Origin of the sequence: Nocardia veterana NBRC 100344 (assembly GCF_000308855.1) — a bacterium.
Taxonomy (GTDB): Bacteria; Actinomycetota; Actinomycetes; order Mycobacteriales; family Mycobacteriaceae; genus Nocardia; species Nocardia veterana.
This window is the reverse complement of record NZ_BAGM01000008.1, coordinates 47,998-67,490: the sequence shown is the minus strand read 5'-3', so window position 1 is coordinate 67,490 and position 19,493 is coordinate 47,998. Positions and strand designations below refer to the sequence as shown.

23 protein-coding genes are annotated in these 19,493 nt (G+C 69.0%); 12 read left to right on the top strand and 11 right to left on the bottom strand.

Translation table 11 applies throughout. The features are described from left to right. The first annotated feature begins 25 nt into the window (after positions 1 to 25). Positions 26 to 682, top strand: a complete 657-nt coding sequence (locus ON37_RS02145; protein WP_040715918.1) for a DUF4232 domain-containing protein — start codon at positions 26 to 28, stop codon at positions 680 to 682. On the opposite strand, the gene disA is transcribed toward ON37_RS02145, so the two are convergent. From disA to ON37_RS02130, 3 genes are read right to left on the bottom strand one after another with little or no spacing between them, the layout of a single operon-like run. Beyond that, positions 679 to 1,866: a DNA integrity scanning diadenylate cyclase DisA gene (disA, locus tag ON37_RS02140; protein WP_083892654.1), complete on the bottom strand. Its 1,188-nt coding sequence runs from the start codon at positions 1,864 to 1,866 to the stop codon at positions 679 to 681. The genes ON37_RS02145 and disA overlap by 4 nt on opposite strands. After that, complete coding sequence (gene radA / locus ON37_RS02135; RefSeq protein WP_040715915.1) at positions 1,863 to 3,266, bottom strand: DNA repair protein RadA; 1,404 nt, start codon at positions 3,264 to 3,266, stop codon at positions 1,863 to 1,865. Before radA ends, disA begins: the two co-directional genes overlap by 4 nt. Before the next feature lie 58 nt (positions 3,267 to 3,324). Further along, on the bottom strand, positions 3,325 to 4,053 hold the full coding sequence (locus tag ON37_RS02130; RefSeq protein WP_051031050.1) for a copper chaperone PCu(A)C domain-containing protein: 729 nt from the start codon (positions 4,051 to 4,053) through the stop codon (positions 3,325 to 3,327). A gap of 271 nt (positions 4,054 to 4,324) precedes the next feature. On the opposite strand from ON37_RS02130, the gene carD reads away from it, so the two are divergent. The 6 genes from carD to ON37_RS02100 all read left to right on the top strand — a co-directional run bounded on the left by carD (position 4,325) and on the right by ON37_RS02100 (position 9,073). After that, positions 4,325 to 4,813 carry an RNA polymerase-binding transcription factor CarD gene (gene carD / locus ON37_RS02125; protein ID WP_019931623.1) on the top strand — a complete coding sequence of 163 codons (489 nt, stop codon included), beginning with the start codon at positions 4,325 to 4,327 and terminating at the stop codon, positions 4,811 to 4,813. 10 nt (positions 4,814 to 4,823) lie between these two features. Then, positions 4,824 to 5,552, top strand: coding sequence for a 2-C-methyl-D-erythritol 4-phosphate cytidylyltransferase (ispD, locus tag ON37_RS02120; protein WP_040715906.1), 729 nt, complete (start codon positions 4,824 to 4,826; stop codon positions 5,550 to 5,552). Between the two features lie 14 nt (positions 5,553 to 5,566). After that, entirely contained in the window at positions 5,567 to 6,049 is a 483-nt protein-coding gene (gene ispF, locus ON37_RS02115; RefSeq protein ID WP_040716059.1) for a 2-C-methyl-D-erythritol 2,4-cyclodiphosphate synthase, read from the top strand. A gap of 239 nt (positions 6,050 to 6,288) precedes the next feature. After that, the gene (gene cysS / locus ON37_RS02110) at positions 6,289 to 7,674 is read left to right on the top strand and encodes a cysteine--tRNA ligase (RefSeq protein ID WP_040715903.1); all 1,386 of its coding nucleotides are present in this window, start codon (positions 6,289 to 6,291) and stop codon (positions 7,672 to 7,674) included. Between the two features lie 61 nt (positions 7,675 to 7,735). After that, positions 7,736 to 8,701 (top strand): 23S rRNA (guanosine(2251)-2'-O)-methyltransferase RlmB, encoded by a 966-nt coding sequence (gene rlmB / locus ON37_RS02105; protein WP_040715900.1) that lies wholly within the window; start codon positions 7,736 to 7,738, stop codon positions 8,699 to 8,701. Between the two features lie 75 nt (positions 8,702 to 8,776). Further along, complete coding sequence (locus ON37_RS02100; protein ID WP_040716056.1) at positions 8,777 to 9,073, top strand: DUF4190 domain-containing protein; 297 nt, start codon at positions 8,777 to 8,779, stop codon at positions 9,071 to 9,073. Here the strand turns inward: ON37_RS02100 and ON37_RS02095 are convergent. The 3 genes from ON37_RS02095 to ON37_RS02085 all read right to left on the bottom strand — a co-directional run bounded on the left by ON37_RS02095 (position 9,070) and on the right by ON37_RS02085 (position 12,143). Further along, positions 9,070 to 9,894 (bottom strand): enoyl-CoA hydratase/isomerase family protein, encoded by an 825-nt coding sequence (locus tag ON37_RS02095; protein WP_040715896.1) that lies wholly within the window; start codon positions 9,892 to 9,894, stop codon positions 9,070 to 9,072. The genes ON37_RS02100 and ON37_RS02095 overlap by 4 nt on opposite strands. Positions 9,895 to 10,094: 200 nt before the next feature. After that, positions 10,095 to 11,264: an acyl-CoA dehydrogenase family protein gene (locus ON37_RS02090; protein ID WP_040715893.1), complete on the bottom strand. Its 1,170-nt coding sequence runs from the start codon at positions 11,262 to 11,264 to the stop codon at positions 10,095 to 10,097. A 138-nt stretch (positions 11,265 to 11,402) separates the two neighbouring features. Beyond that, on the bottom strand, positions 11,403 to 12,143 hold the full coding sequence (locus ON37_RS02085; protein WP_040715890.1) for an alpha/beta fold hydrolase: 741 nt from the start codon (positions 12,141 to 12,143) through the stop codon (positions 11,403 to 11,405). A gap of 44 nt (positions 12,144 to 12,187) precedes the next feature. Between ON37_RS02085 and mhuD the strand changes: the two genes are divergently transcribed. After that, positions 12,188 to 12,502, top strand: a complete 315-nt coding sequence (gene mhuD, locus ON37_RS02080; RefSeq protein WP_040715887.1) for a mycobilin-forming heme oxygenase MhuD — start codon at positions 12,188 to 12,190, stop codon at positions 12,500 to 12,502. A gap of 160 nt (positions 12,503 to 12,662) precedes the next feature. On the opposite strand, the gene ON37_RS02075 is transcribed toward mhuD, so the two are convergent. From ON37_RS02075 to ON37_RS02065, 3 genes are all read right to left on the bottom strand, one after another. After that, positions 12,663 to 13,106 carry an OsmC family peroxiredoxin gene (locus tag ON37_RS02075; RefSeq protein WP_040715885.1) on the bottom strand — a complete coding sequence of 148 codons (444 nt, stop codon included), beginning with the start codon at positions 13,104 to 13,106 and terminating at the stop codon, positions 12,663 to 12,665. 134 nt (positions 13,107 to 13,240) lie between these two features. Continuing rightward, positions 13,241 to 14,167, bottom strand: a complete 927-nt coding sequence (locus tag ON37_RS02070) for an ABC transporter permease subunit (RefSeq protein WP_306306445.1) — start codon at positions 14,165 to 14,167, stop codon at positions 13,241 to 13,243. After that, positions 14,164 to 15,192: an ABC transporter ATP-binding protein gene (locus ON37_RS02065; RefSeq protein ID WP_083892653.1), complete on the bottom strand. Its 1,029-nt coding sequence runs from the start codon at positions 15,190 to 15,192 to the stop codon at positions 14,164 to 14,166. Before ON37_RS02065 ends, ON37_RS02070 begins: the two co-directional genes overlap by 4 nt. Positions 15,193 to 15,317: 125 nt before the next feature. On the opposite strand from ON37_RS02065, the gene ON37_RS02060 reads away from it, so the two are divergent. The 4 genes from ON37_RS02060 to ON37_RS02045 all read left to right on the top strand — a co-directional run bounded on the left by ON37_RS02060 (position 15,318) and on the right by ON37_RS02045 (position 18,592). Then, the gene (locus ON37_RS02060) at positions 15,318 to 16,655 is read left to right on the top strand and encodes a sensor histidine kinase (RefSeq protein WP_245552937.1); all 1,338 of its coding nucleotides are present in this window, start codon (positions 15,318 to 15,320) and stop codon (positions 16,653 to 16,655) included. Between the two features lie 85 nt (positions 16,656 to 16,740). Continuing rightward, positions 16,741 to 17,400 (top strand): response regulator transcription factor, encoded by a 660-nt coding sequence (locus ON37_RS02055; RefSeq protein WP_040716050.1) that lies wholly within the window; start codon positions 16,741 to 16,743, stop codon positions 17,398 to 17,400. A 100-nt stretch (positions 17,401 to 17,500) separates the two neighbouring features. Then, entirely contained in the window at positions 17,501 to 17,764 is a 264-nt protein-coding gene (locus tag ON37_RS02050) for an SHOCT domain-containing protein (RefSeq protein WP_040715882.1), read from the top strand. A 33-nt stretch (positions 17,765 to 17,797) separates the two neighbouring features. Next, positions 17,798 to 18,592, top strand: a complete 795-nt coding sequence (locus tag ON37_RS02045) for an LLM class flavin-dependent oxidoreductase (RefSeq protein ID WP_040715879.1) — start codon at positions 17,798 to 17,800, stop codon at positions 18,590 to 18,592. A gap of 39 nt (positions 18,593 to 18,631) precedes the next feature. Here ON37_RS02045 and ON37_RS33950 read toward each other — a convergent pair whose 3' ends face one another. Both ON37_RS33950 and ON37_RS33945 read right to left on the bottom strand, forming a co-directional pair. Next, positions 18,632 to 19,024, bottom strand: a complete 393-nt coding sequence (locus ON37_RS33950; RefSeq protein ID WP_339374461.1) for a phytanoyl-CoA dioxygenase family protein — start codon at positions 19,022 to 19,024, stop codon at positions 18,632 to 18,634. Further along, complete coding sequence (locus tag ON37_RS33945; RefSeq protein ID WP_245552935.1) at positions 18,991 to 19,407, bottom strand: phytanoyl-CoA dioxygenase family protein; 417 nt, start codon at positions 19,405 to 19,407, stop codon at positions 18,991 to 18,993. The genes ON37_RS33950 and ON37_RS33945 overlap by 34 nt, the downstream gene beginning before the upstream one ends. Positions 19,408 to 19,493 lie beyond the last annotated feature (86 nt).

Here is a 19,493-nt window from a genome sequence, read left to right as displayed (position 1 = left end):
CGACCGTGCCCTTACCGTTGTTGCCGTGCTGGAACCGAATGGACCGCTGCCGCCGGAGATCTACTGGCGTCGTCGCCTGCTCGCCATCGGCGCGCTGATCGTCGCGCTCGCCTTGATCATCTGGCTGGCGATGATGCTGCTACGCGGGGGTGGCGGCGACGCCAAGGATCCCAAGGCCGCGGCGGCGAGCTCCACCTCCGTCTCGCCGAGCGGCGCCGCTACCACCGGTCCCAGCGGTGCCAACCCGCCCGCTTCGGGCACGGTCAACTCGACGGCCAGCGGCACTCCGGCGCAATGTCCGGATCAGTCGCTGGCGGTGAAGGTGAGCGTCGGCCAGCCCACCTACAAGGCGGGTGAGCAACCGGTCTTCACCATCGTCATCACCAACATCTCGACCGCCGCCTGTACCCGCGATATGGGTTCCGGTCTGCAGCAGGTCTGGGTCCAGTCGCTGGACGGTCAGCGGCGGCTGTGGTCGAGTACCGATTGCGATCAGGGCGGTCCCGCGGATGTGCGCACCCTGAACGGCGGTCAGCAGGCGGCGTTCACCCTGACCTGGTCGGGCACCACCTCGCAGCCGGGTTGTGCGGGCGACCGAGTTCCGGTGCCGGCCGGTGGTTACGCCGTGGTGGCGCAGTTCGGGTCGGTGCGCAGCGCACCGGAGACGTTCAACTTCGCCTAGGCGCTGCGCCCGTCGGACGAGTCGCCGAGGCGAACCGATCCGGATTCGGCGAGTCGGGACAGGCCCTCGCGAATCTGACGGGCCAGATCCGCGTCGACCCCCGCGACACCCGCGATGTCGGAGGCGCTGGCCGACACCAGCCCCGACAGCGAGCCGAACGCGGCGATCACCGGTTCGGCACGGCGCAGGGGCACGCGCGGGATTTCGGCCAGCACCCGGAACCCGCGCGGGCCGACGGCGGTGTCCAGTGCCTCGAACGATGCCGGAAAGCCCAGCGGCGGAGCGAGATTGGTCAGTTCCAGCAGATCGACCTCGAGGAGTGCGTCGAGATCGGCCAGGGCCCGCTCGACCGTCGCGTCGTCGACCGGTTCGGTGCGCAGGTAATCGCGCACCAGCAGCCGGCGCAGGGTGTCGGTATTGCCCACCAGTTCGGCCAGTTGCAGCGCCAACTGCCTACCGTCGACACCGAGTTCGGCGACATCGGAACTGATTTCGCGCGCGACCCGGCGGACCAGCTCCAGGCAGTGCACCACCGCCAGGACGTCGCGCAGCGTGGCACAGTCGTTCAACTCGACCAGCGACAGCTGCCGCGTGGCCTCGTCGAGGCGGGAACGGTAACGCTCCAGGGTCGCCATCGCCTGATTGGCCCGCGAGAGGATCGTCTCCGAGGTCTGGATCGTGTGCCGGTGCCCACTGAGGTAGACGGTCACGATGCCGGTCGAGCGGCTCACCGATACCACCGGATATCCGGTCTGCGCGGCCGTGCGCTCGGCCGCCTTGTGCCGGGTACCGGATTCGGTGGTGGGCAGCGCGGGGTCGGGCACCAGATGGACGTTGGCGCGCCGGATCCGGGTGCCGTCGGTCGAAAGCACCACGGCGCCATCCATTTTCGACAGCTCCCGCAATCGGGTGGGTGAGAATTCGACATCGAGTTCGAAGCCGCCGTCACAGATCCGTTCCAGCGCCTCGTCGTAGCCCAGCACGATCAGCCCGCCGGTGCGGGCGCGCAGGATTCGGTCGATGCCGTCCCGCAGTTCGGTACCCGGCACGAGGCGGGCGATGGTGGAGCTCAGGCCGGGGTCGTCACCGTCGGCGCCGGACTCCGCCGCGGCCGGCGGCGCCGCATCCCATCGGCGCGGCCCGGGACGGCCGAGCAGGTGGGTCACCCAACGGCCCGGGATCATTCCACAGCCTCCACACGCTCGCGTCGTCGCTTCGACAAACCACTCGAGGCAAGTGCCGCACGGACACTCGCGACCTCGTGCACCTTCATGGTGATGCCGGACAGGTCGGTTCCCGGCGGTACCAACGCCTCCGTGAAACCTAGCCGCTCGGCCTCCCGCAACCGACGGCCGACCCCCGTGACACGCCGCACCTCACCCGCCAGACCGACTTCGCCCAGGACCACCATGCCGGTGCGCAGCGGGATATCGCGTTCGGCGCCGGTGATCGCGACCGCTACCGCCAGGTCCGCGGCGGGCTCGGTGAGCCGCATTCCACCCACCGTCGCCGCGTAGACGTCGTGTTTACCGAGATAGACCCCGCAGCGACTCTGCAGGACCGCCAGCACCATCGACACCCGGTTGTAGTCCAGTCCGCTCACCGCCCGGCGCGGCGCGGGCACCTGCGTGGCGACGGTCAGACCCTGCACCTCACCGAGCAACGGCCGCTTACCGTCCATCGCCACCGTGATCGCCGTTCCGGGCACCTGATCGGCGCGATGATGCAGGAACAGTCCGGACGGATCGCTCACCCCCACGATGCCGTCGTCGTGGAGTTCGAAACAGCCGACCTCGTCCGCACTGCCGAAGCGGTTCTTGATGCCGCGCACCATCCGCAGCGTGGAGTGCTTGTCGCCCTCGAACTGCAGCACCACGTCCACCAGATGTTCGAGGGTGCGGGGTCCGGCGACGTTGCCGTCCTTGGTGACGTGACCGACCAGTAGGACGGCGATACCGCTCGCCTTGGCCAGCGAGGTCAATGCCGCGGTGACGGCGCGGACCTGGGTGACGCCGCCGATCACGCCGTCGGCGTCGGCGGCCAGCATGGTCTGCACCGAGTCGACCACGAGCAGCGTCGGCCGCACCTGATCGACGTGGCCGAGAATCGTGGCCAGGTCGGATTCCGCTGCGAGATAAACCCTTTCGTGCACCGCGCCGGTCCGGTCGGCCCGCAGCCGGACCTGCCCGGCCGACTCCTCGGCGGTGACGTAGAGCGCGCGTTCGTCGCGCTGCCGGGCCCAGCGATGGGCGACCTCGAGCAGCAGCGTGGACTTGCCCACGCCCGGTTCGCCGGAGAGCAGCACCACCGAGCCGGGCACCACTCCCCCGCCCAGCACCCGGTCCAGTTCGGCGACGCCGGTCGGCCGGGCGCGCGTGATCTGCGAGTCGATGGTCGAGATGGGAGCCGCGGCGGTCGACGGCAGCAGCGCCCGGCGCCCGGCGGAATTCGAGCCCGCCGCGGCGCCGACGGCTACCACCTCGTCGACCGTCCCCCATTCGCTGCATCCGGGGCAGCGACCCACCCATTTGGCAACTTCGTTACCGCACGCCGAGCACCGGTACAGCGATTTCACCTTGGCCACGGGCGCAGCCTAGATACCTGGACCGACATCGCCGGTGCCGGATGGGGACGGCCGAGGGTCAGTGGCCGTTGTGCTCGGCGATGGTGGCACCCTCGTGCCGCGGAGTGTCCGGGCCGGCGTCGACCGGAACCTGCACCTGCACGGTGCCGGCGTCCTTGAAGTTGAAGGTGACGCCGTAGGTCAGGCCGGGCACCACGTCCTTGGTGAGACCGTTGATCTCGACCAGGATCGGATGCGCGTTCGGATCGGCCGGATGATCGGGCGAACCGGCGCCCTGTTCGCGCGCGGACGCGCCGTGCTCCGGGGTCGGCGTGGCCGGGGTGCTGGTGGCCGACGTGGGCGTCGGGGTAGGCGTGGCGGCCTCACCGCTCGCCTCGCCCGCGCGCACGGCCTCCGGGCCGGCGGCCACGACGGTCTGTCCGGGCACGAGCTGCGGCGCGGCCGGAGTGAACTTCACCTGGCCGAGGTCGGTGGTGACACTGACCAGCTCGTCGGTCTTGGAGGAGCCCTGGTTGATCGCGCTGAACGCGAGGACGGCCTTACCGCCCTTGGCGTTGGTGTACTGCTCGGACTGCGGGAGCAGGATGCGCACATCGCGCAGCGCGACCGAGCCGACGGTCGCCGCGTTGCCGTTGACGGCCGGCACCTGGCTCGCGGTCTGCGAGATCTGACCGGCACCGCATCCGGACAACGTCAGCGCCGCACCGGTGGCCAGCGCGGCGACAGCGATTGCGCAGCGCGACACCTTGGTCACTTTCGACGCTGTGGTGGCTTTCAGGGCAGTCACGGGTTGTCCTCCATGTCGACCGGCTCACTCCACGATGGAGAGTAGTAGTAGGCAGCGTAGTAGTTGGCAGGGTGGTCGGTGCGGACCGGTCCGGTGTAATGTTCCGCGGCGACCCGCGAGCCGCGTATCACGTTCTGCCGCAACAAGATGCACACGCATCGCGATCTGTCAAGCCCCAGCGTCGGCCTGTTGTGGCCCTGACCTGCGCCGTTGATCGCGGCGTTATCGAGTCGCATGTTAAACTGTGAACATCGAAAGGGGCACGGGACACATGATTTTTAAGGTCGGAGACACCGTCGTTTACCCCCACCACGGAGCGGCGCTGATCGAAGCAATCGAGACTCGCACCATCAAGGGTGTTCAGAAAGAGTATCTGGTCCTGAAGGTCGCCCAGGGCGATCTCACCGTTCGGGTTCCCGCAGAGAACGCGGAGTACGTCGGCGTCCGCGACGTCGTCGGCCAGGAAGGTCTCGATCGAGTCTTCCAGGTGCTACGCGCTCCACACACGGAGGAGCCGACGAACTGGTCTCGGCGGTACAAGGCCAACCTCGAGAAGCTCGCCTCCGGCGATGTGAACAAGGTGGCCGAGGTCGTCCGCGACCTGTGGCGTCGGGAGCAGGACCGCGGCCTGTCCGCCGGCGAGAAGCGGATGCTGGCCAAGGCCCGGCAGATCCTGGTCGGTGAGCTCGCGCTCGCCGAGGGCACGGACGACGTCAAGGCCGAGACCCTGCTCGACGAGGTTCTCGCCGCGGCTTCCTGACCGCATCGCCTTGACGCTCGACTCCACACGCCGCGTTGTGGCATTGGTTCCTGCCGCCGGCCGGGGCGTTCGCCTGGGTGCATCCGCACCCAAGGCGTTCGTTCCGGTCGGCGGCAGTCCCATGCTCGTACACGCAGTAGACGGTCTGATCGCGTCCGGGGTCGTCGACCGCATCGTGATCATGGCGCCCATCGAGATGATCGATGCGGCCCGGGAACTGCTCGCCGCCCGTGCCCACGCGGCCAGCTCGATTCCGGTCGACGTGGTGGCCGGCGGCGCCGAACGCACCGATTCCGTCCGCGCCGGTTTAGCGGCCGCCGCGGACGCCACCCACATCCTCGTACACGACGCGGCCCGCGCCCTGACGCCACCGTCGCTGATCGCGCGGGTCGTGGATGCGCTGAGCACCGGTCACCGCGCGGTCGTACCCGGCCTGCCCGTGGCCGACACGATCAAGGCCGTCGACGCGGCCGGTGACGTGACCGGCACGCCGGATCGGTCGGAACTGCGGGCGATCCAGACTCCCCAGGGCTTCGACGCCGCACTGTTGCGCGAGGCCTACGCCCTCGGCCTGCCGGCCACCGACGACGCGGGCCTGGTCGAGGCGATCGGCGCGAGCGTGCACGTCGTTCCCGGCGATGCGATGGCTTTCAAGATCACCGGGCCGCTCGATCTGCGACTCGCGAACACGCTGGTAGCGGATATGACGGTCGGTTCCACGCCGGCGGTGACGGGATGAGCGATCTCACCGGCCTGCGCACCGGCATCGGCAGCGATGTCCATCCCATCGAACCCGGCCGCCCCTGCTGGATGGCGGGGCTGCTGTTCGACGGCGACGACGGCTGCTCCGGCCACTCCGACGGTGATGTGGCCGCTCACGCGCTCTGCGACGCCCTGCTGTCGGCGGCCTGCCTCGGTGATGTGGGCGCCGTCTTCGGCACCGGACGACCCGAATGGGAGGGCGTATCCGGCGCCGCGATGCTGACCGAGGTGCGGCGGTTGCTCGCCGAATCCGGGTATCGGATCGTCAACGCGGCGGTGCAGATCATCGGTAATCGGCCGAAGATCGGTCCGCGACGCGCCGAGGCGCAAAAAGTACTCGGCGAATTATTGGACGCGCCGGTGTCGGTTTCCGGCACCACCTCCGATGGGTTGGGACTCACCGGCCGCGGTGAAGGCATCGCGGCCGTGGCCACCGCACTGCTGGTACACGACGGACGATGTAGTACGTCGTAATGCCGCGATAGACATACCGCAGGTCCACCCGCTCGTCGGGTCCGATCCCTCGTACTTGCATTCGCGGCGCGGTATCGACTATTCGTCGATTCGGCCGACGCGGGCCGATAACTTCGCTCCGGAAAACCTGCCCCGGCAAAATCCGTTCCGGACCCGCGGTGTCATCGCATTCGATGCACCGTGGACCATAGGAGGGGCCCACCCGTACCGTTGTTCAACAAGCCTTAGGATGGCTGGTCGTGACTCTGCGCCTGTTCGACACCGAGACGCGGACCATGCGGGATTTCACCCCGCTGGTCCCCGGACGTGCCTCGGTGTACCTGTGTGGGGCCACCGTGCAGGGCGAACCGCATATCGGACATGTCCGCAGCGGCGTCGCATTCGACGTTCTGCGCCGTTGGCTCACCGCGAACGGCTACGACGTGGCCTTCGTGCGAAATGTCACCGATATCGACGACAAGATCCTGAACAAGGCCGCCGCCGCAGGCCGGCCCTGGTGGGAATGGGCCGCCACCCACGAGCGCGCCTTCGACCGGGCCTACGAGGCGCTCGGTGTGCTGCCGCCCTCGGTGGAGCCGCGCGCCACCGGACACATCACTCAGATGATCGACCTGATGCAGCGGCTCATCGACCGCGGGCACGCCTACGCGTCCAGCGGCAATGTGTATTTCGACGTGCGCAGCTTCCCCGCCTACGGCGCGCTGTCCGGACACAAACTCGAGGATGTGCAGCAGGGCGAGAGCGCCGGCGAGGGCAAACGCGACCCGCGCGATTTCACCCTGTGGAAGGCCGCCAAACCGGGCGAGCCGACCTGGCCGTCGCCGTGGGGGCCGGGGCGACCGGGCTGGCATCTGGAATGCTCCGCGATGGCCGAGTTCTATCTCGGACCGGAATTCGATATCCATTGCGGCGGTATGGATCTGGTTTTCCCGCACCACGAGAACGAAATCGCCCAATCCCGGGCCGCCGGTGACGGATTCGCGCAATATTGGCTGCACAACGGCTGGGTGACGCTCGGCGGGGAGAAGATGTCGAAATCGCTCGGCAACACCCTCTCCGTGCCGAATATTCTCACCCAGGTGCGGGCCGTGGAATTGCGGTTCTATCTGGGTAGTGCGCATTACGCGTCCATGCTCGAATATTCCGAGCAGGCGCTGCGGGATGCCGCGCAGACCTATCAGCGGCTCGAGGCCTTCGTCCAGCGCACCGTCGAGCGGGTCGGTGAGGTCGCGATCGGTAAATGGACCGACGCGTTCGCCGAGGCGCTCGACGACAATCTCGCAATTCCGAAGGCGCTGGCCGAAATTCACCGCGTCGTCCACGAAGGTAATCGCGCGCTCGAGGCGGGCGCCGGTGAGTCGGCGCGGGAGGCGGCCGGACAGGTCCGGGCCATGCTCGGCGTGCTGGGCGTCGATCCGCTGGATGCGCACTGGGCCGGTCCGAAGGACACCTCGGCCGCCGAATCGGCGCTCGACGTGCTGGTGCGCGCCGAACTCGAGCGCCGCCAGCAGGCCCGCAGCGCCAAGGACTGGGCCACCGCCGACGCCGTGCGCGACCGCCTCGGCGCGGCCGGAATCGAAGTCGTGGACACGCCCGACGGCTCCGATTGGTCACTGGCCAAATGATCCACCGAGCGAAGCCTGCTGATCGGGTGCGGGTGTCGCGACCCACACGAAAGGCAGACTGATGGCAGGGAATTCACAGCGCCGCGGCGCAATTCGCAAGAGCGGCACCAAGAAGGGCGCCGTGGTCGGCAGTGGCGGTAAGCGCCGACGCGGACTCGAGGGTCGTGGCGCCACCCCGCCCGCGACCATGCGCAAGAACCATCCGGCGGCCAAACGCGCTGCGGCAGCGGCGAAAGCGGCCAAGGCCCAGGGCGCCACTCGCGGCCGACCGGCCGCTCGCAAGAGTGACGACGGACCCGAGTTGGTGCTCGGCCGCAACCCGGTCGTGGAGTGTCTGCGGGCCGAGGTGCCGGCCACCGCACTGTACGTCGCGCTCGGTACCGAGAACGACGACCGCCTGACCGAGGCGGTGCAGCGCGCCGCCGACGCCGGAATCTCCATCCTCGAGGTGTCGCGCACCGACCTGGATCGGATGAGCACCAACGGTTTACATCAGGGGATGGCGCTGCAGGTGCCGCCCTACCGGTACGTCCACCCCGACGATCTGCTCGACGCCGCCCGCGCGTCCGGAACCGCGCCGCTGCTGGTGGCGCTGGACAACATCTCCGACCCGCGCAACCTGGGTGCGGTGATTCGCTCGGTGGCCGCCTTCGGTGGCCACGGCGTGGTGATCCCGCAGCGCCGCAGCGCCAGCGTCACCGCGGTCGCCTGGCGCACCAGTGCCGGCGCCGCGGCCCGGTTGCCCGTCGCGCGCGCGACCAATCTCACTCGCACACTGAAGGATTGGGCCAAGGCCGGGCTGCAGGTGGTCGGTCTCGATGCCGGCGGTGACACCGTTCTCGACGAATTCGACGGCACCACACCGACCGTCGTGGTGGTCGGTTCCGAGGGTAAAGGCCTGTCCCGCCTGGTGCGCGAGACCTGCGACAGCATCCTGAGCATCCCGATGGCCGGTCCGGTGGAATCGCTCAACGCCTCCGTCGCCGCCGGCGTGGTTCTCGCCGATATCGCCCGGCAGCGGCGTTAGCGAGCGTCGGCGCGCCCGAAACTACCGCGGCAGCGCACTTTCGGGCCGCTTCCACCCTAAAATCGGGTGGTGGCCATGAACCAACCCGAGTACTGGGGCTCACTGCCGGAGCCGCCCACCGGTAATCCGGTGGAGCATCCGCACGCGACGACGGTGCTCATCCTCGGCGTCCTCAGCCTTTTCTGTTGTGGCGCACTGGGTCCGGTGGCCTGGGTGATGGGCAAGCGCGCGCTCGACCAGATCGAATGGTCCGGCGGTACGATCGGCGGCCGATCACAGGTGCTGGTGGGCTATGTGGTCGGCATCATCGGCACCGTCATGATGGTGGTGACCGCCTGCGTCTTCCTGCTGATGCTGATCGGCGGGGACTAGCTCTCGTCGGAACCGGCGTCGAGACCGGGTCGCGCCGGCGGCGCCAACTCCCCCGCCGGCCATTCGGCACTGATGCTGCCCTTCCACTGCGGTTGGCGCCGATCCCGGAACGCGGCCATCCCCTCCTTGGCGTCGGCGCTCTGGCCGACGTACCCGTGCAGCTCGGACTCCAATTCACCGACCGCCTCCGGGCTCATCCCCAGACCCTCCCACAGCAGCCGCTTGGTCAGGGCGGTCGGTAGCGGGGCGGAACCCGCGGCGAGGTCGTGCGCCACCGCCAATGCCGTCGGCAGCACCTCCCCCGCCGGCAGGCTGCTGTTGGCCACCCCCATCTGCCGAGCCTCCTCGCCGTCGAAGGTCCGGCCGGTCAACATGATGTCGGCCGCATTGGCCATGCCGACCAGCCGCGGCAGCGTCCAATGGGCGTAACCGTCGGCCATCGCACCGCGACGCACCTGGTTCAGGCCGTAGACGGCGTCGGTCGCCATGTAGCGCAGATCGCACTGCAGTGCCAGCGCCAGCCCGATACCCACGGCATGGCCGTTCACGGCGGCGATCACCGGCTTGCGGACCTGCCAGGGCGGCGGATCGATGGTTCCGCTGACGTCCCCCACCCGAGCGGACAGATCCGCGCCGGCGCAGAAGGCCGGTGGAGTCCCGGTGATCACCACCGCGCGAATCGCGTCCTCGGCGTCGCAGCGGCGCAGGGCCGTCCCGAGTTCCGCCGCCATCGCGGGCGTCATCGCGTTCTGCTGCGCGGGGCGATTGAGCGTGAGTACGGCGACACCGGCGGACACATCGACCTGCAGTTCCGAACTCATGCGACACAATCCTAGGTTTGGGCGATCTTTCCCGCCCCACCTTACTGGTCCGTAATCACCACAAGCGGAGTTCGGTGCATCGGAAGCGCAGTGCTGCGAGCCGTTCACCATGGTGGGTCTCGGCCCGCCTCGATTTCGGAGGAGTGAAAAATCGAGGCTCAGGGGCCGAGACCCCCGCCGGAGCGAAGCGGAGGCCGAAATTACCGCAGTATCCGGCGGCCGATGGCGTATTTGTGGACCTCGGTGGGGCCGTCGTAGAGGCGGAAGGCGCGCATATCGCGGAAGATCATCTCGACCACCGTTTCGTCGCTGATGCCGATGCCGCCGAGGACCTGGACACAGCGGTCGGCGACCTTGAAAAGCTCCTCGGAGACATAGGATTTCGCCATCGAGCTCTCGTGCCGGGCCTTGTGGCCCTGGTCCATCAGCCAGCAGGCGTGCCAGATCGTCAAGCGACACTGGTGCAGCGCGATCTCGTTGTCGGCCAGCATGAACGACACGCCCTCGTGTTCACCGATCGGCTTGCCGAAGGCCGTGCGGGTCTTGGCGTGTTCGACGGCGATGCTCTGGGCGCGTTCGGCGGCGCCGAGCCAGCGCATGCAGTGCGTGAGGCGGGCGGGAGCCAGCCGGAGTTGGGCGTAGCGCAGCGCCTGACCGCTCTCGCCGAGCAACGCCTCCTTGGGCAGCACCAGATTCTCGAAGGACACCACGCCGTGCCCGCCGACGTAGTTGCGGTCCATGGTGTTCATCGTGCGTTCGATGACGATGCCGGGGGTGTCGCCCTCGGTGAGGAACAGGGTGGGCCCCGCGGGCAGGTGATCGTTGGCCGCCAGGTTCGCCATGATGATCCACGTCCTGGCGCCGTCGGCCCCGGTGATCAGCCATTTGCGGCCGTTGACGGTGAAATTCTCGCCGTCGAAGGTGGCGGTGGTGGCGAGCTGGCCGGGATCGGATCCGGCGCCCCCGGGTTCGGTCATCGCGAAGACCGAGCGCTGCTGTCCGGTGATCACCGGCATCAGGTAGCGGTCCACCTGCTCCGGGTTCGCGACCTTGGAGAGCAGGAACATATTGCCCTCGTCGGGCGCGGCGCAGTTCATCGCGACCGGGCCCAGGGTGGACCATCCGGCCGCCTCGTACAGCACGGCCTGTTCGACGTGGGTCAGCCCGCGGCCGCCGAGTTCCTCGGGCGCCTGGATGGTGAGCAGCTTCTCGGCGCGCGCCAGTTCGACCAATTCCTGCCGCAGTTCGTCGTTCGGCCCGTGGGCGGTCAGCCGGGGGTCGCGCTCGAACGGGACGATCTTGTCGATGACGAACCGGCGGATGCGGTCGCGTTCGGCGGCGAGCTCGGCGGGAATCGAGAAGTTAATCATGCTTCACCTTGTCGTCGGGACTGGAGAAGAGCATACGTCGGCTCGGGCGCAGACTGAAGGCGACTGCCATCAGCGAACGAAACTCCTCGCCACAGCGGCCCGCCGCCGGCTCGCCGCGCTCCGGCCATCGGCCGATCACTAGGTTATTTCCTGCAGAAACCGCTCGACTTCGGCCCGATATACCGCCGGCTGATCGTCGTGGATCAGGTGGCCGGCAGCGCCGACCAACACATGCCGCACTCCCGGCCGCACCGCCGCCATCTCCCGCATCTGGCCCGGCGGGGTGATCGTGTATTCGCCCTCGAGTACGAGGGCCGGGACTCGCAGCGCGGTCCATTCGGCCCAGAAATCGCGGGTTCCCCACTCCTCGGAGATGTCGCGGAAGGTCGCGACCGAACCGTGCAAGCGGTATCCGTCGCGGCCGTGGGCGAAGGATGCGAGGAAGTAGCGCCCGGCGACCGGGCCGAAATAGTCCAGCACCGCCTCGGCGTCCGGGAACGGCTGCGGCCAGGCCTCGATCATCTCCGCCCAGTGCTGTGCGGTGCGGCCGCGGAAATCCGGGGCCATATCCTCGACCACCAGGGCCCGCACCCGAGCAGGATGAGCCGCGGCGAACATCCACCCGTGCAGTCCGCCCATCGAATGGCCGATCACCACCATCGGCTCCGGAATCGCCGCGGTCGCCGCGGCGAGATCGTCGACGAACGCCTCGGTGGTGAGCTCCGGCGGCGCGGGCCGGCCGTGCCCTGCGGCGTCGAAGGTGTACACATGCCCGAACTCGCGCAGCCACGGCACCTGGTTTGCCCAGGTGCGCGCACTGCCCATCAGTCCGTGCAACAGCAGAATCGGCATCCCGGTGCCGCCCTCGTCGTACAACATCGGCACCGACGATACGTGCCGGACGGCCGGGCTAGCCTGTGCTCATGGCTGTTGTGAAGATCAATGCGATCGAGGTTCCCGAGGGAGCCGGACCCGAACTCGAGAAGCGCTTCGCGCACCGTGCGCACGCCGTGGAGAATTCGCCGGGTTTCCTCGGCTTCCAGTTGCTGCGGCCGGTCGCCGGAGACAACCGGTACTTCGTTGTGACGCAGTGGGATTCGGAGGAATCCTTCGCGGCCTGGCGGGACGGGCCGGCCAAGGAGGCGCACGCCGGCGAGGCTCGCCGGCCGGTGGCCACCGGAGCGTCACTGCTGGAATTCGAGGTCGTCCTCGACGTCGCGGGGAAAGCGGCACAGTAAACCTCGCCCTCGCCCGGTGGTCGCACCGGTCACCGGGCGACAACGCGGCCACGGCGGTGGCACTGCTGCGCACCGCACACGTGGCCGCGGCGCTGATCGCTCCCGGCCGTGTTCGCCGGCCGCTGCCCGCGACTACTTCCGTCCGCGTCGACGGGTGAGCTCAGCCTTCGAGCGCGGCGTCGAGTTCGATCGTCTCGACACCGGCGAGGGCCTTGCTGACCGGGCAGCCGGCCTTGGCGTTCTGGGCGGCCTGCTCGAAGGCCGCGGCGTCGATACCGGAGACGCGGGCGCGCACGGTCAGCTTGATCGTCGAGATCCGGAAACCACCCGCGGGGTCCGGGCCGAGTGTCACGTCCGCGTTCACGTCCAGGCTCTGGATGCTGCCGCCGGCGGCGCCGATCTGACCGGACAGTGCCATCGCGTAGCAGGAGGAATGTGCGGCCGCGATCAGTTCCTCCGGGCTCGTGGTGCCCTCGGCGGAATCGGCGGTGCGCTTGGGGAACGAGACGTCGAACTTGCCGACGCCGGAGCTGGCCAGCTCGACCTGTCCGGATCCGTCCTGCAGGCCGCCGGTCCAGGCGGTACGCGCGCTACGTGTGGGCATCGCTGTCCTTTCATCGAGTGAGTACGAGCCGTCGCGATCGAACCTACTCGCCACAGCGGCTCGACTCACCGTTGTCGGGCGCGGCGCGGTTCCGGCGGGACGTTGCCGGAACCGGATCGCACGCTCGCCGGCACCTAGGCCATATCGCGGCGAATCATCAAAACAATTGTGCCGCAGGCGAATATCGCGATGTACACCGCCAGCACCAGGAAGGAAGCCGGCCGCGACAGGACATCCAGCACGCCCGGCGTCGCCGCACCGCCGACGCTGCGCATGGCCCCGGCCGCCGAACCCGCCGCGGTCCCCGGCAGATGGTCGGTGATCGCCCGGATCGGCGCGAAGATCGACGCGACGCCGCGCAGCAGGTTCTCCACCACCAGCACCCAGACCAGCCCCAGCCCGACCGCCAGCGCCGGACCGCGGGCGATCGCCGCGATGAGCGCACCACCCAGGGTCCACATGCCGAGGATCGCGACGCCGGTGATCAGTCCGGTGCGGGCATGTGCGGCGGTGGGCAGCGTGAGCTCCTGATGTTCGACCGCACCGATCGCCGCGGCCACACCGGTATCCACGACGAATGCGGTGCCGACCAGGCCCACCACCACGACGGCCAGCGCCAGCACGGTGCCACCGACCACCGCGCCCCGGGCGGGCCCCTGCGTGAAGGCGGTTTTCCAACTACCCCAACCGTATCCACTGCCCACCACCAGGGCGCCCAGGACGAGCATCAGCGCACCGCCGAACATCGCCATGCCCTGGGTGAACACCTCGGGCACGGCCGCGGGCAGCATCAGCTGTAACAGCACCTCCCGGGGCTGCCCGTTCGACATCCGGGATCCCGTTCCCGAGGTGTACGCCAGATAGTTGAACAGGTAGGCGAAGACGAGATTCAGCACAATCCAGGTGCCGAGCACGACCCAGAACGCCGGCCATTTCCGCAACCGGGCGAATTCGGCTCGGGCGCAGGCGAAAACATCGCCCATCCGCATGCGATAGCGCCGGGCGGCATTCGCGGCCTCGCCGTCGTTGCCCGCACTGCCGGCTCGGGACCTCGCGCTCATGCCGGCACCTCCTGTTTCGTCATCTCGAAAAACACTTCCTCCAGCGACTTTTCGTCCGTCCGCAGTTCCAGCAGATCCGCGCCGGACGCGACCACCGCGCGCGCCACCTCGGGCGCCATTGCCCTACCGGCATCCACTCTGATGCCGGTGGCGGTCAGTAACGCGCGATGTTCGCCGACCACCCGGCGCACCGCCGGATAGGCCGCCGCCAGCGGTTCGGCCCGCACCAGAAGGCTTGCCGCCCCGCGCAATTCACTCACCGTGGCCTCGGTGAGCAATTTCCCGCCCGCGATGACGCCGACCCGGTCACAGATCTCCTGTACTTCACCGAGCAGATGGGAAGAGAGCAGGACCGTATGCCCCTCTGCCGCCAATCCGATGACGAGCTCCCGCATCTCGGCCATCCCCGCCGGATCCAGTCCGTTGGTCGGCTCGTCCAGCACGAGCAGATCGGGATTTCCGAGTAACGCCGCACCCACGCCGAGACGCTGCTTCATGCCGAGCGAGTAGGTACGGAATCGGTCGTCGGCCCGGTCGGCCAGGCCGACCCGGCCCAACACCTCGTCGACCTCCGCGAACCGATGACGACGCGGGGAACCGGCGTGCCGGTAGCGGGCCAGCACCCGGAGGTTGTCGCGGCCGGACAGGTAGGGATGGAAACCGGGGCCTTCGATCAGCACGCCGGTCCGGCGCAACGCCTCTCGGTCCCCCGGCCGGCGGTCCAGGACCGACGCGGACCCGGAGGTCGGGGTGATCAGGCCGACCAGCATCCGTAGCGTCGTGGTCTTTCCCGCGCCGTTGGGCCCGAGGAAGCCGTAGATTTCGCCGCGGCGCACGGCCATGGATACCGCATCGACGGCCGTATGGTCACCGTATCTCTTGGTGAGTGCCCGGGTGACGACGACGTCGTTCGCCCGCGCCTGGGCAGCGGGCCGAACCACGCGGTCCGGGTCGGAGCCGACGGCCTCCGAGTGCCCACCCGGTACGGGGAGGTCGCGGCGATCGCCGGAATTCGATCTGTTCATATCTCGACCATCCGCTCCCACCGGCGGTGGCACATCCGTCGGCGGGCCCGGCCGGGGGTACGTATCCGGACGTAATTCGCCGTGCGCACCGACCGTACGCGGCGTCGCGGGGTTACGTTCGAGCAGTGGAATCGACGAGGCGGACTCTGACCCGGGAGGTGGCGCTGAGCCTGGTCGTGGCCGCGGTCCAGCTCGTCGGCGGCCACGCCGCCAATATGCATCAGTCCGGGCTGCGGCCCCTGGACGGGCTCGGCTACGCCCTGCTGGTCGCCGGCCCGGTACTTCTGCTGCTGCGTCGCCGCCTGCCGCATACCGTCCTGCTCGGCGTGCTCGCCGTCACCGCCACCTATCTGCTGGCCGGCTACGGTTACGGACCGATCTTCGTCTCGCTGGTGATCGCGTTCCTCACCGCGGCGTCGTCCGGTTCCCGCTGGTACACCTATCCGCTGGTGCCGCTGGGATACCTGCTGATGGTGTGGCCGGTACCGGCGATGCGCGGACACGGCGCCGGCGGTTGGCCCGCAATCGGCATTCTGGCCTGGCTGATGGTGCTGATCGCCATCGCCGAGGGCATCCGGCAACGACGTGCGGTGCTGATCGCGCGGCACCAGCGTGCGGAGGCCGCGCGTCGCAACCAGGAGGCCGAACGCGCTCGCGAACTGGCCGAACGCGAACAGCGCGCGACCCGCGAACGACTCGCCATCGCGCGCGAACTCCACGATGTGCTCGCGCACAGCCTGTCGTTGATCAACGTGCAGTCCTCGGTGGCGCTGGAACTGCTCGATCGCAAACCCGAGCAGGCCTCCACCGCGCTCGCAGCGATCAAGGAGGTCAGCCGGGACGCACTCGAGGACGTGCACAGTCTGCTGCGCTCGATTCGCGCCGGTGCGGAAAATGTTGCGGCGCCGATCAGTCCGGCGGTCGGAATCGGCGATCTGGAATCATTGCTGGCTCCGACCCGCGCGGCCGGGACGGTGGTACACACCCGGGTTTCCGGGACGCAGCGCCGGCTGCCGGTGGTGATCGAGGTGGCGGCGGCACGCATCGTGCAGGAATCGCTGACCAATGTGCTCCGGCATGCCCCCGGCACGGAAGCGACTGTCGCTGTGGATTATTCACCGGACGAGTTGTGCATAACTGTGGACAACGGGGCAGCCGCGAATTCTCCACACTCGTCCACAAGCGGCGGTGGAAACGGGATTCCGGGCATGATCGAGCGCGCGCACGCCGTGGGCGGCGAGCTTTCGGCGGGGCGCCGGCCGGACGGCGGATTCCGGGTGCGGGCCCGCCTGCCGGTTCCGTCGGGTACCCCTGCCCGGCCGGAAGATCCCGCCGATGATGCCGGCCTCCGCGGCCTCGCCGATGGCGGCGCGAGTTCGGCGGCGACGGATGGACTGTCCGACGATCACCGCGATCCGGATCCCGCGGCCCGGCACCGCGCCGACCCCTCGCCACGGCAATGAACGGAGCGGCCATGCCCACCACCATCCGGACTCGGGTTCGCCCCACCTCGATCGATTACACCTACCCGCGGGAGGTTTCGTGAACGTGATCCGCGTGCTGGTCGCCGACGACCAGGCTCTGGTCCGCGCCGGCTTCGCCGCGCTGCTGGCCGCTCAGGACGGGATCGAAGTCGTCGGCGAGGCCGACAACGGCGAACAGGCCCTGCGGATGACCCGGGAACTGCGTCCGGACGTGGTGCTCATGGACATCCGGATGCCGGTCCTGGACGGTTTGGCCGCTACCCGCGAGATCGCCACCGATCCCGGTCTCTCCGATGTCAAGGTCGTGGTGCTGACCACCTTCGAACTCGACGAATACGTCTTCGAGGCGATGCGCTCGGGGGCAACGGGTTTCCTGGTCAAACACACCGAACCCGCCGACCTGGTGAAGGCGGTCCGAGTAGTGGCCGCGGGCGATGCGCTCTTGTCGCCCAGCGTGACTCGTCGCCTGGTCGCCGAATTCGCAACACGTGCCAAACCGGCACCCGCGGCGGCCCTGACCGAACTCACCGACCGCGAGCGCGAGGTGATGACGCTGGTCGCCGAGGGCCTGACGAACGCCGAGATCGGCCGACGACTGTTCATGAGCCCCGCTACCGCACGCACCCACGTGAGCCGAATCCTGTTGAAACTCAACGCCCGTGACCGCACACAACTGGTCGTGATGGCCTACGAATCGGGACTGGTCCGGCCCGGCTGGCAGTGAACGGTCGCCGCGGCGCCGGGCTCGCCTACGCACCGCGACGTACGGCGATCATGGCCTCGCAGCCGATGCCCCGACGTTGCGACCGCGGGACGCTGAGGACATGACTACTTACCTCGCCACGACATACCTCGCCGATCATCACGGCTACGGCTGGCATCCATGGCCGTTCTTCTGGATCTTCCCCGTCGTCTTCTGGCTTCTCGTCGCCACCGCGGTCGTGCTGGTGGCACGGCGCGGTGGATTCCGTGACCCCGGAGTCGCGACGTTGCGTGCGGCCTTCGCACGCGGCGAGATCAGCGAGCAGGACTATCTGAACCGGCTGGACGTACTGCGCCGGACCCGGCGGCGGCGCACCGAATCGTAGGCACGGTCGCACCCCTTCCAGATCGGAGATCCCATGACGATTCGCTTCGGAACCATGCTCGTTCCCCAGTCCGGCAGCCGTTGGGTCGAGGCCGCGCGCGCCGCGGAGCGGCAGGGTTATCACACCCTGCTCCTCCCGGACACGCTCGCCACCACGTCACCCTTCCCGGCCCTGGCCGCGGCCGCCGCGGTGACGACGACGCTGCGGCTGCGGCCCAACGTGCTCGCGGTTCCGCTCCGCACCGCGGCCACGGTCGTGCGGGAAACCGCTGCGTTGCAACTACTTTCCGACGGCCGGTTCGAACTGGGTCTGGGCACCGGCCGGCCGGCCGCCCGAGCCGAGGCCGAGGCGCTGGGGCGGCCCTGGGAAACGGCCGCCCGGCGCCGCGCCCAGCTGGCCGAGACCGTCGCCGCCGTGCGGGCCGCTGTCGATCCGGTGCCGCCGATCGTCGTCGCCGCCGCCGGGCCCCGAATGCTCATCGCCGCAGCTGAATTCGCGGACCGTGTGCTGACCGCCACCCGGCCCCAGGCCACCGAACGCGAGGTCGGGCAGTTGGTCTCCGTCGTCCGTGAGCACACCGACCGACCGATTGCCTTCACCACCCAACTGGTCGGCATCGGCGATCGACTCCCTGGCTGGGGACCGGCGAATCAAGGGCTGAACGCCGGGCAACTTCGCGAGGCCGGAGCCTTCGGTCTGCTTCCGGGCGATCCCGATCGGGCCGCCGAAATTCTGCGCGAACGCCACGACCGATACGGCATCGACGAGCTGATCGTGCCCGGCGAGCTCGCCGCGGCCTTCGCCCCGGTCCTCGAGCGTTTCCGCTGAGCCCGCCGTCGAAGCCCTGCCGTCGAAGCACCGCCGTCGCTATCCGGCCAGCCCGCGCCGGATAGCGGCTTCGACCGGCAGATACTTGCCGTCGGACCGGTCGAGTTCCAGTTCCGTGCGCAGTTCCAGCGGCGGCTGCGCCATGAATTTCGGGTGCCTGCCCCGGTGGGGTTGCGCGGCGTGGACCAGGAACGGGTGGCACAGGTAGACGTCCCCGGCGCGGCCGGTCGCCGCCACTTCCGGAAGGTCCGTGGTGGCGGCGAAGTCCGGCACCAGATCGATCATCGCGACCCCGGCCGCACCGTACGGTTCCAGCACCTTCGCCATCCGCAGATGGGAGCCCACCCGGATCCGGGTCGGCGCGTCGTCGGGGCCGACGTCGGAAAACAGGAACAGCATCAGCAGCCCTCGTCCCGTCGACCGCACGTTGATCCGCCACCGCAGGAAATCCGCCGGGTCGTCACCGGGAAAGCTCGCGTCGATATGCCAGCCGTCGTCGCCGGGTGGCTGCGCGCTGGGAAAGCGAATCGGGAAGGTGTGCCCAAGCCCTGACGCGGCACCCGCCGCCCGGGCCCGACCAGCTGGTCACATGCCTCTGTCAGCAGCGGGCTCCGCGCGGCTCGGGCGAACGGCGGGTCCGCGAAGCCGGGCAGCCGGATCACCGGCTGCGTCCAGGTCTCGGTGTCGTGTGGGTCGCACCCGGTTGCCGCCCACAGGATCTTCCGCGCCTCGGCCGCCGTGGACTCGGAGAACGCCCCCGCGATGCGCACGAAACCCGTGGCGATGAAGTTCTCCACTTCGGCATCGGTCAGCACCCGGCCCTCATTCCTCTCGCGAACCTCGCCAGGTTGCACCACGCGCCGGCCGGGCCGCCACTCAATTTTGCGGGTCCGGCGATCGA

Excerpts from the sequence above, each read along its gene's own strand:
- disA (WP_083892654.1), bottom strand. The coding sequence starts at position 1,866 with ATGATCCCGGGCCGTTGGGTGACCCACCTGCTCGGCCGTCCCGGGCCG.
- carD (WP_019931623.1), top strand. The coding sequence starts at position 4,325 with ATGATTTTTAAGGTCGGAGACACCGTCGTTTACCCCCACCACGGAGCG.
- rlmB (WP_040715900.1), top strand. The coding sequence starts at position 7,736 with ATGGCAGGGAATTCACAGCGCCGCGGCGCAATTCGCAAGAGCGGCACC.
- ON37_RS02100 (WP_040716056.1), top strand. The coding sequence starts at position 8,777 with ATGAACCAACCCGAGTACTGGGGCTCACTGCCGGAGCCGCCCACCGGT.
- ON37_RS02095 (WP_040715896.1), bottom strand. The coding sequence starts at position 9,894 with ATGAGTTCGGAACTGCAGGTCGATGTGTCCGCCGGTGTCGCCGTACTC.
- ON37_RS02090 (WP_040715893.1), bottom strand. The coding sequence starts at position 11,264 with ATGATTAACTTCTCGATTCCCGCCGAGCTCGCCGCCGAACGCGACCGC.
- ON37_RS02085 (WP_040715890.1), bottom strand. The coding sequence starts at position 12,143 with ATGTTGTACGACGAGGGCGGCACCGGGATGCCGATTCTGCTGTTGCAC.
- mhuD (WP_040715887.1), top strand. The coding sequence starts at position 12,188 with ATGGCTGTTGTGAAGATCAATGCGATCGAGGTTCCCGAGGGAGCCGGA.
- ON37_RS02075 (WP_040715885.1), bottom strand. The coding sequence starts at position 13,106 with ATGCCCACACGTAGCGCGCGTACCGCCTGGACCGGCGGCCTGCAGGAC.
- ON37_RS02070 (WP_306306445.1), bottom strand. The coding sequence starts at position 14,167 with ATGAGCGCGAGGTCCCGAGCCGGCAGTGCGGGCAACGACGGCGAGGCC.
- ON37_RS02065 (WP_083892653.1), bottom strand. The coding sequence starts at position 15,192 with ATGAACAGATCGAATTCCGGCGATCGCCGCGACCTCCCCGTACCGGGT.
- ON37_RS02050 (WP_040715882.1), top strand. The coding sequence starts at position 17,501 with ATGACTACTTACCTCGCCACGACATACCTCGCCGATCATCACGGCTAC.
- ON37_RS02045 (WP_040715879.1), top strand. The coding sequence starts at position 17,798 with ATGACGATTCGCTTCGGAACCATGCTCGTTCCCCAGTCCGGCAGCCGT.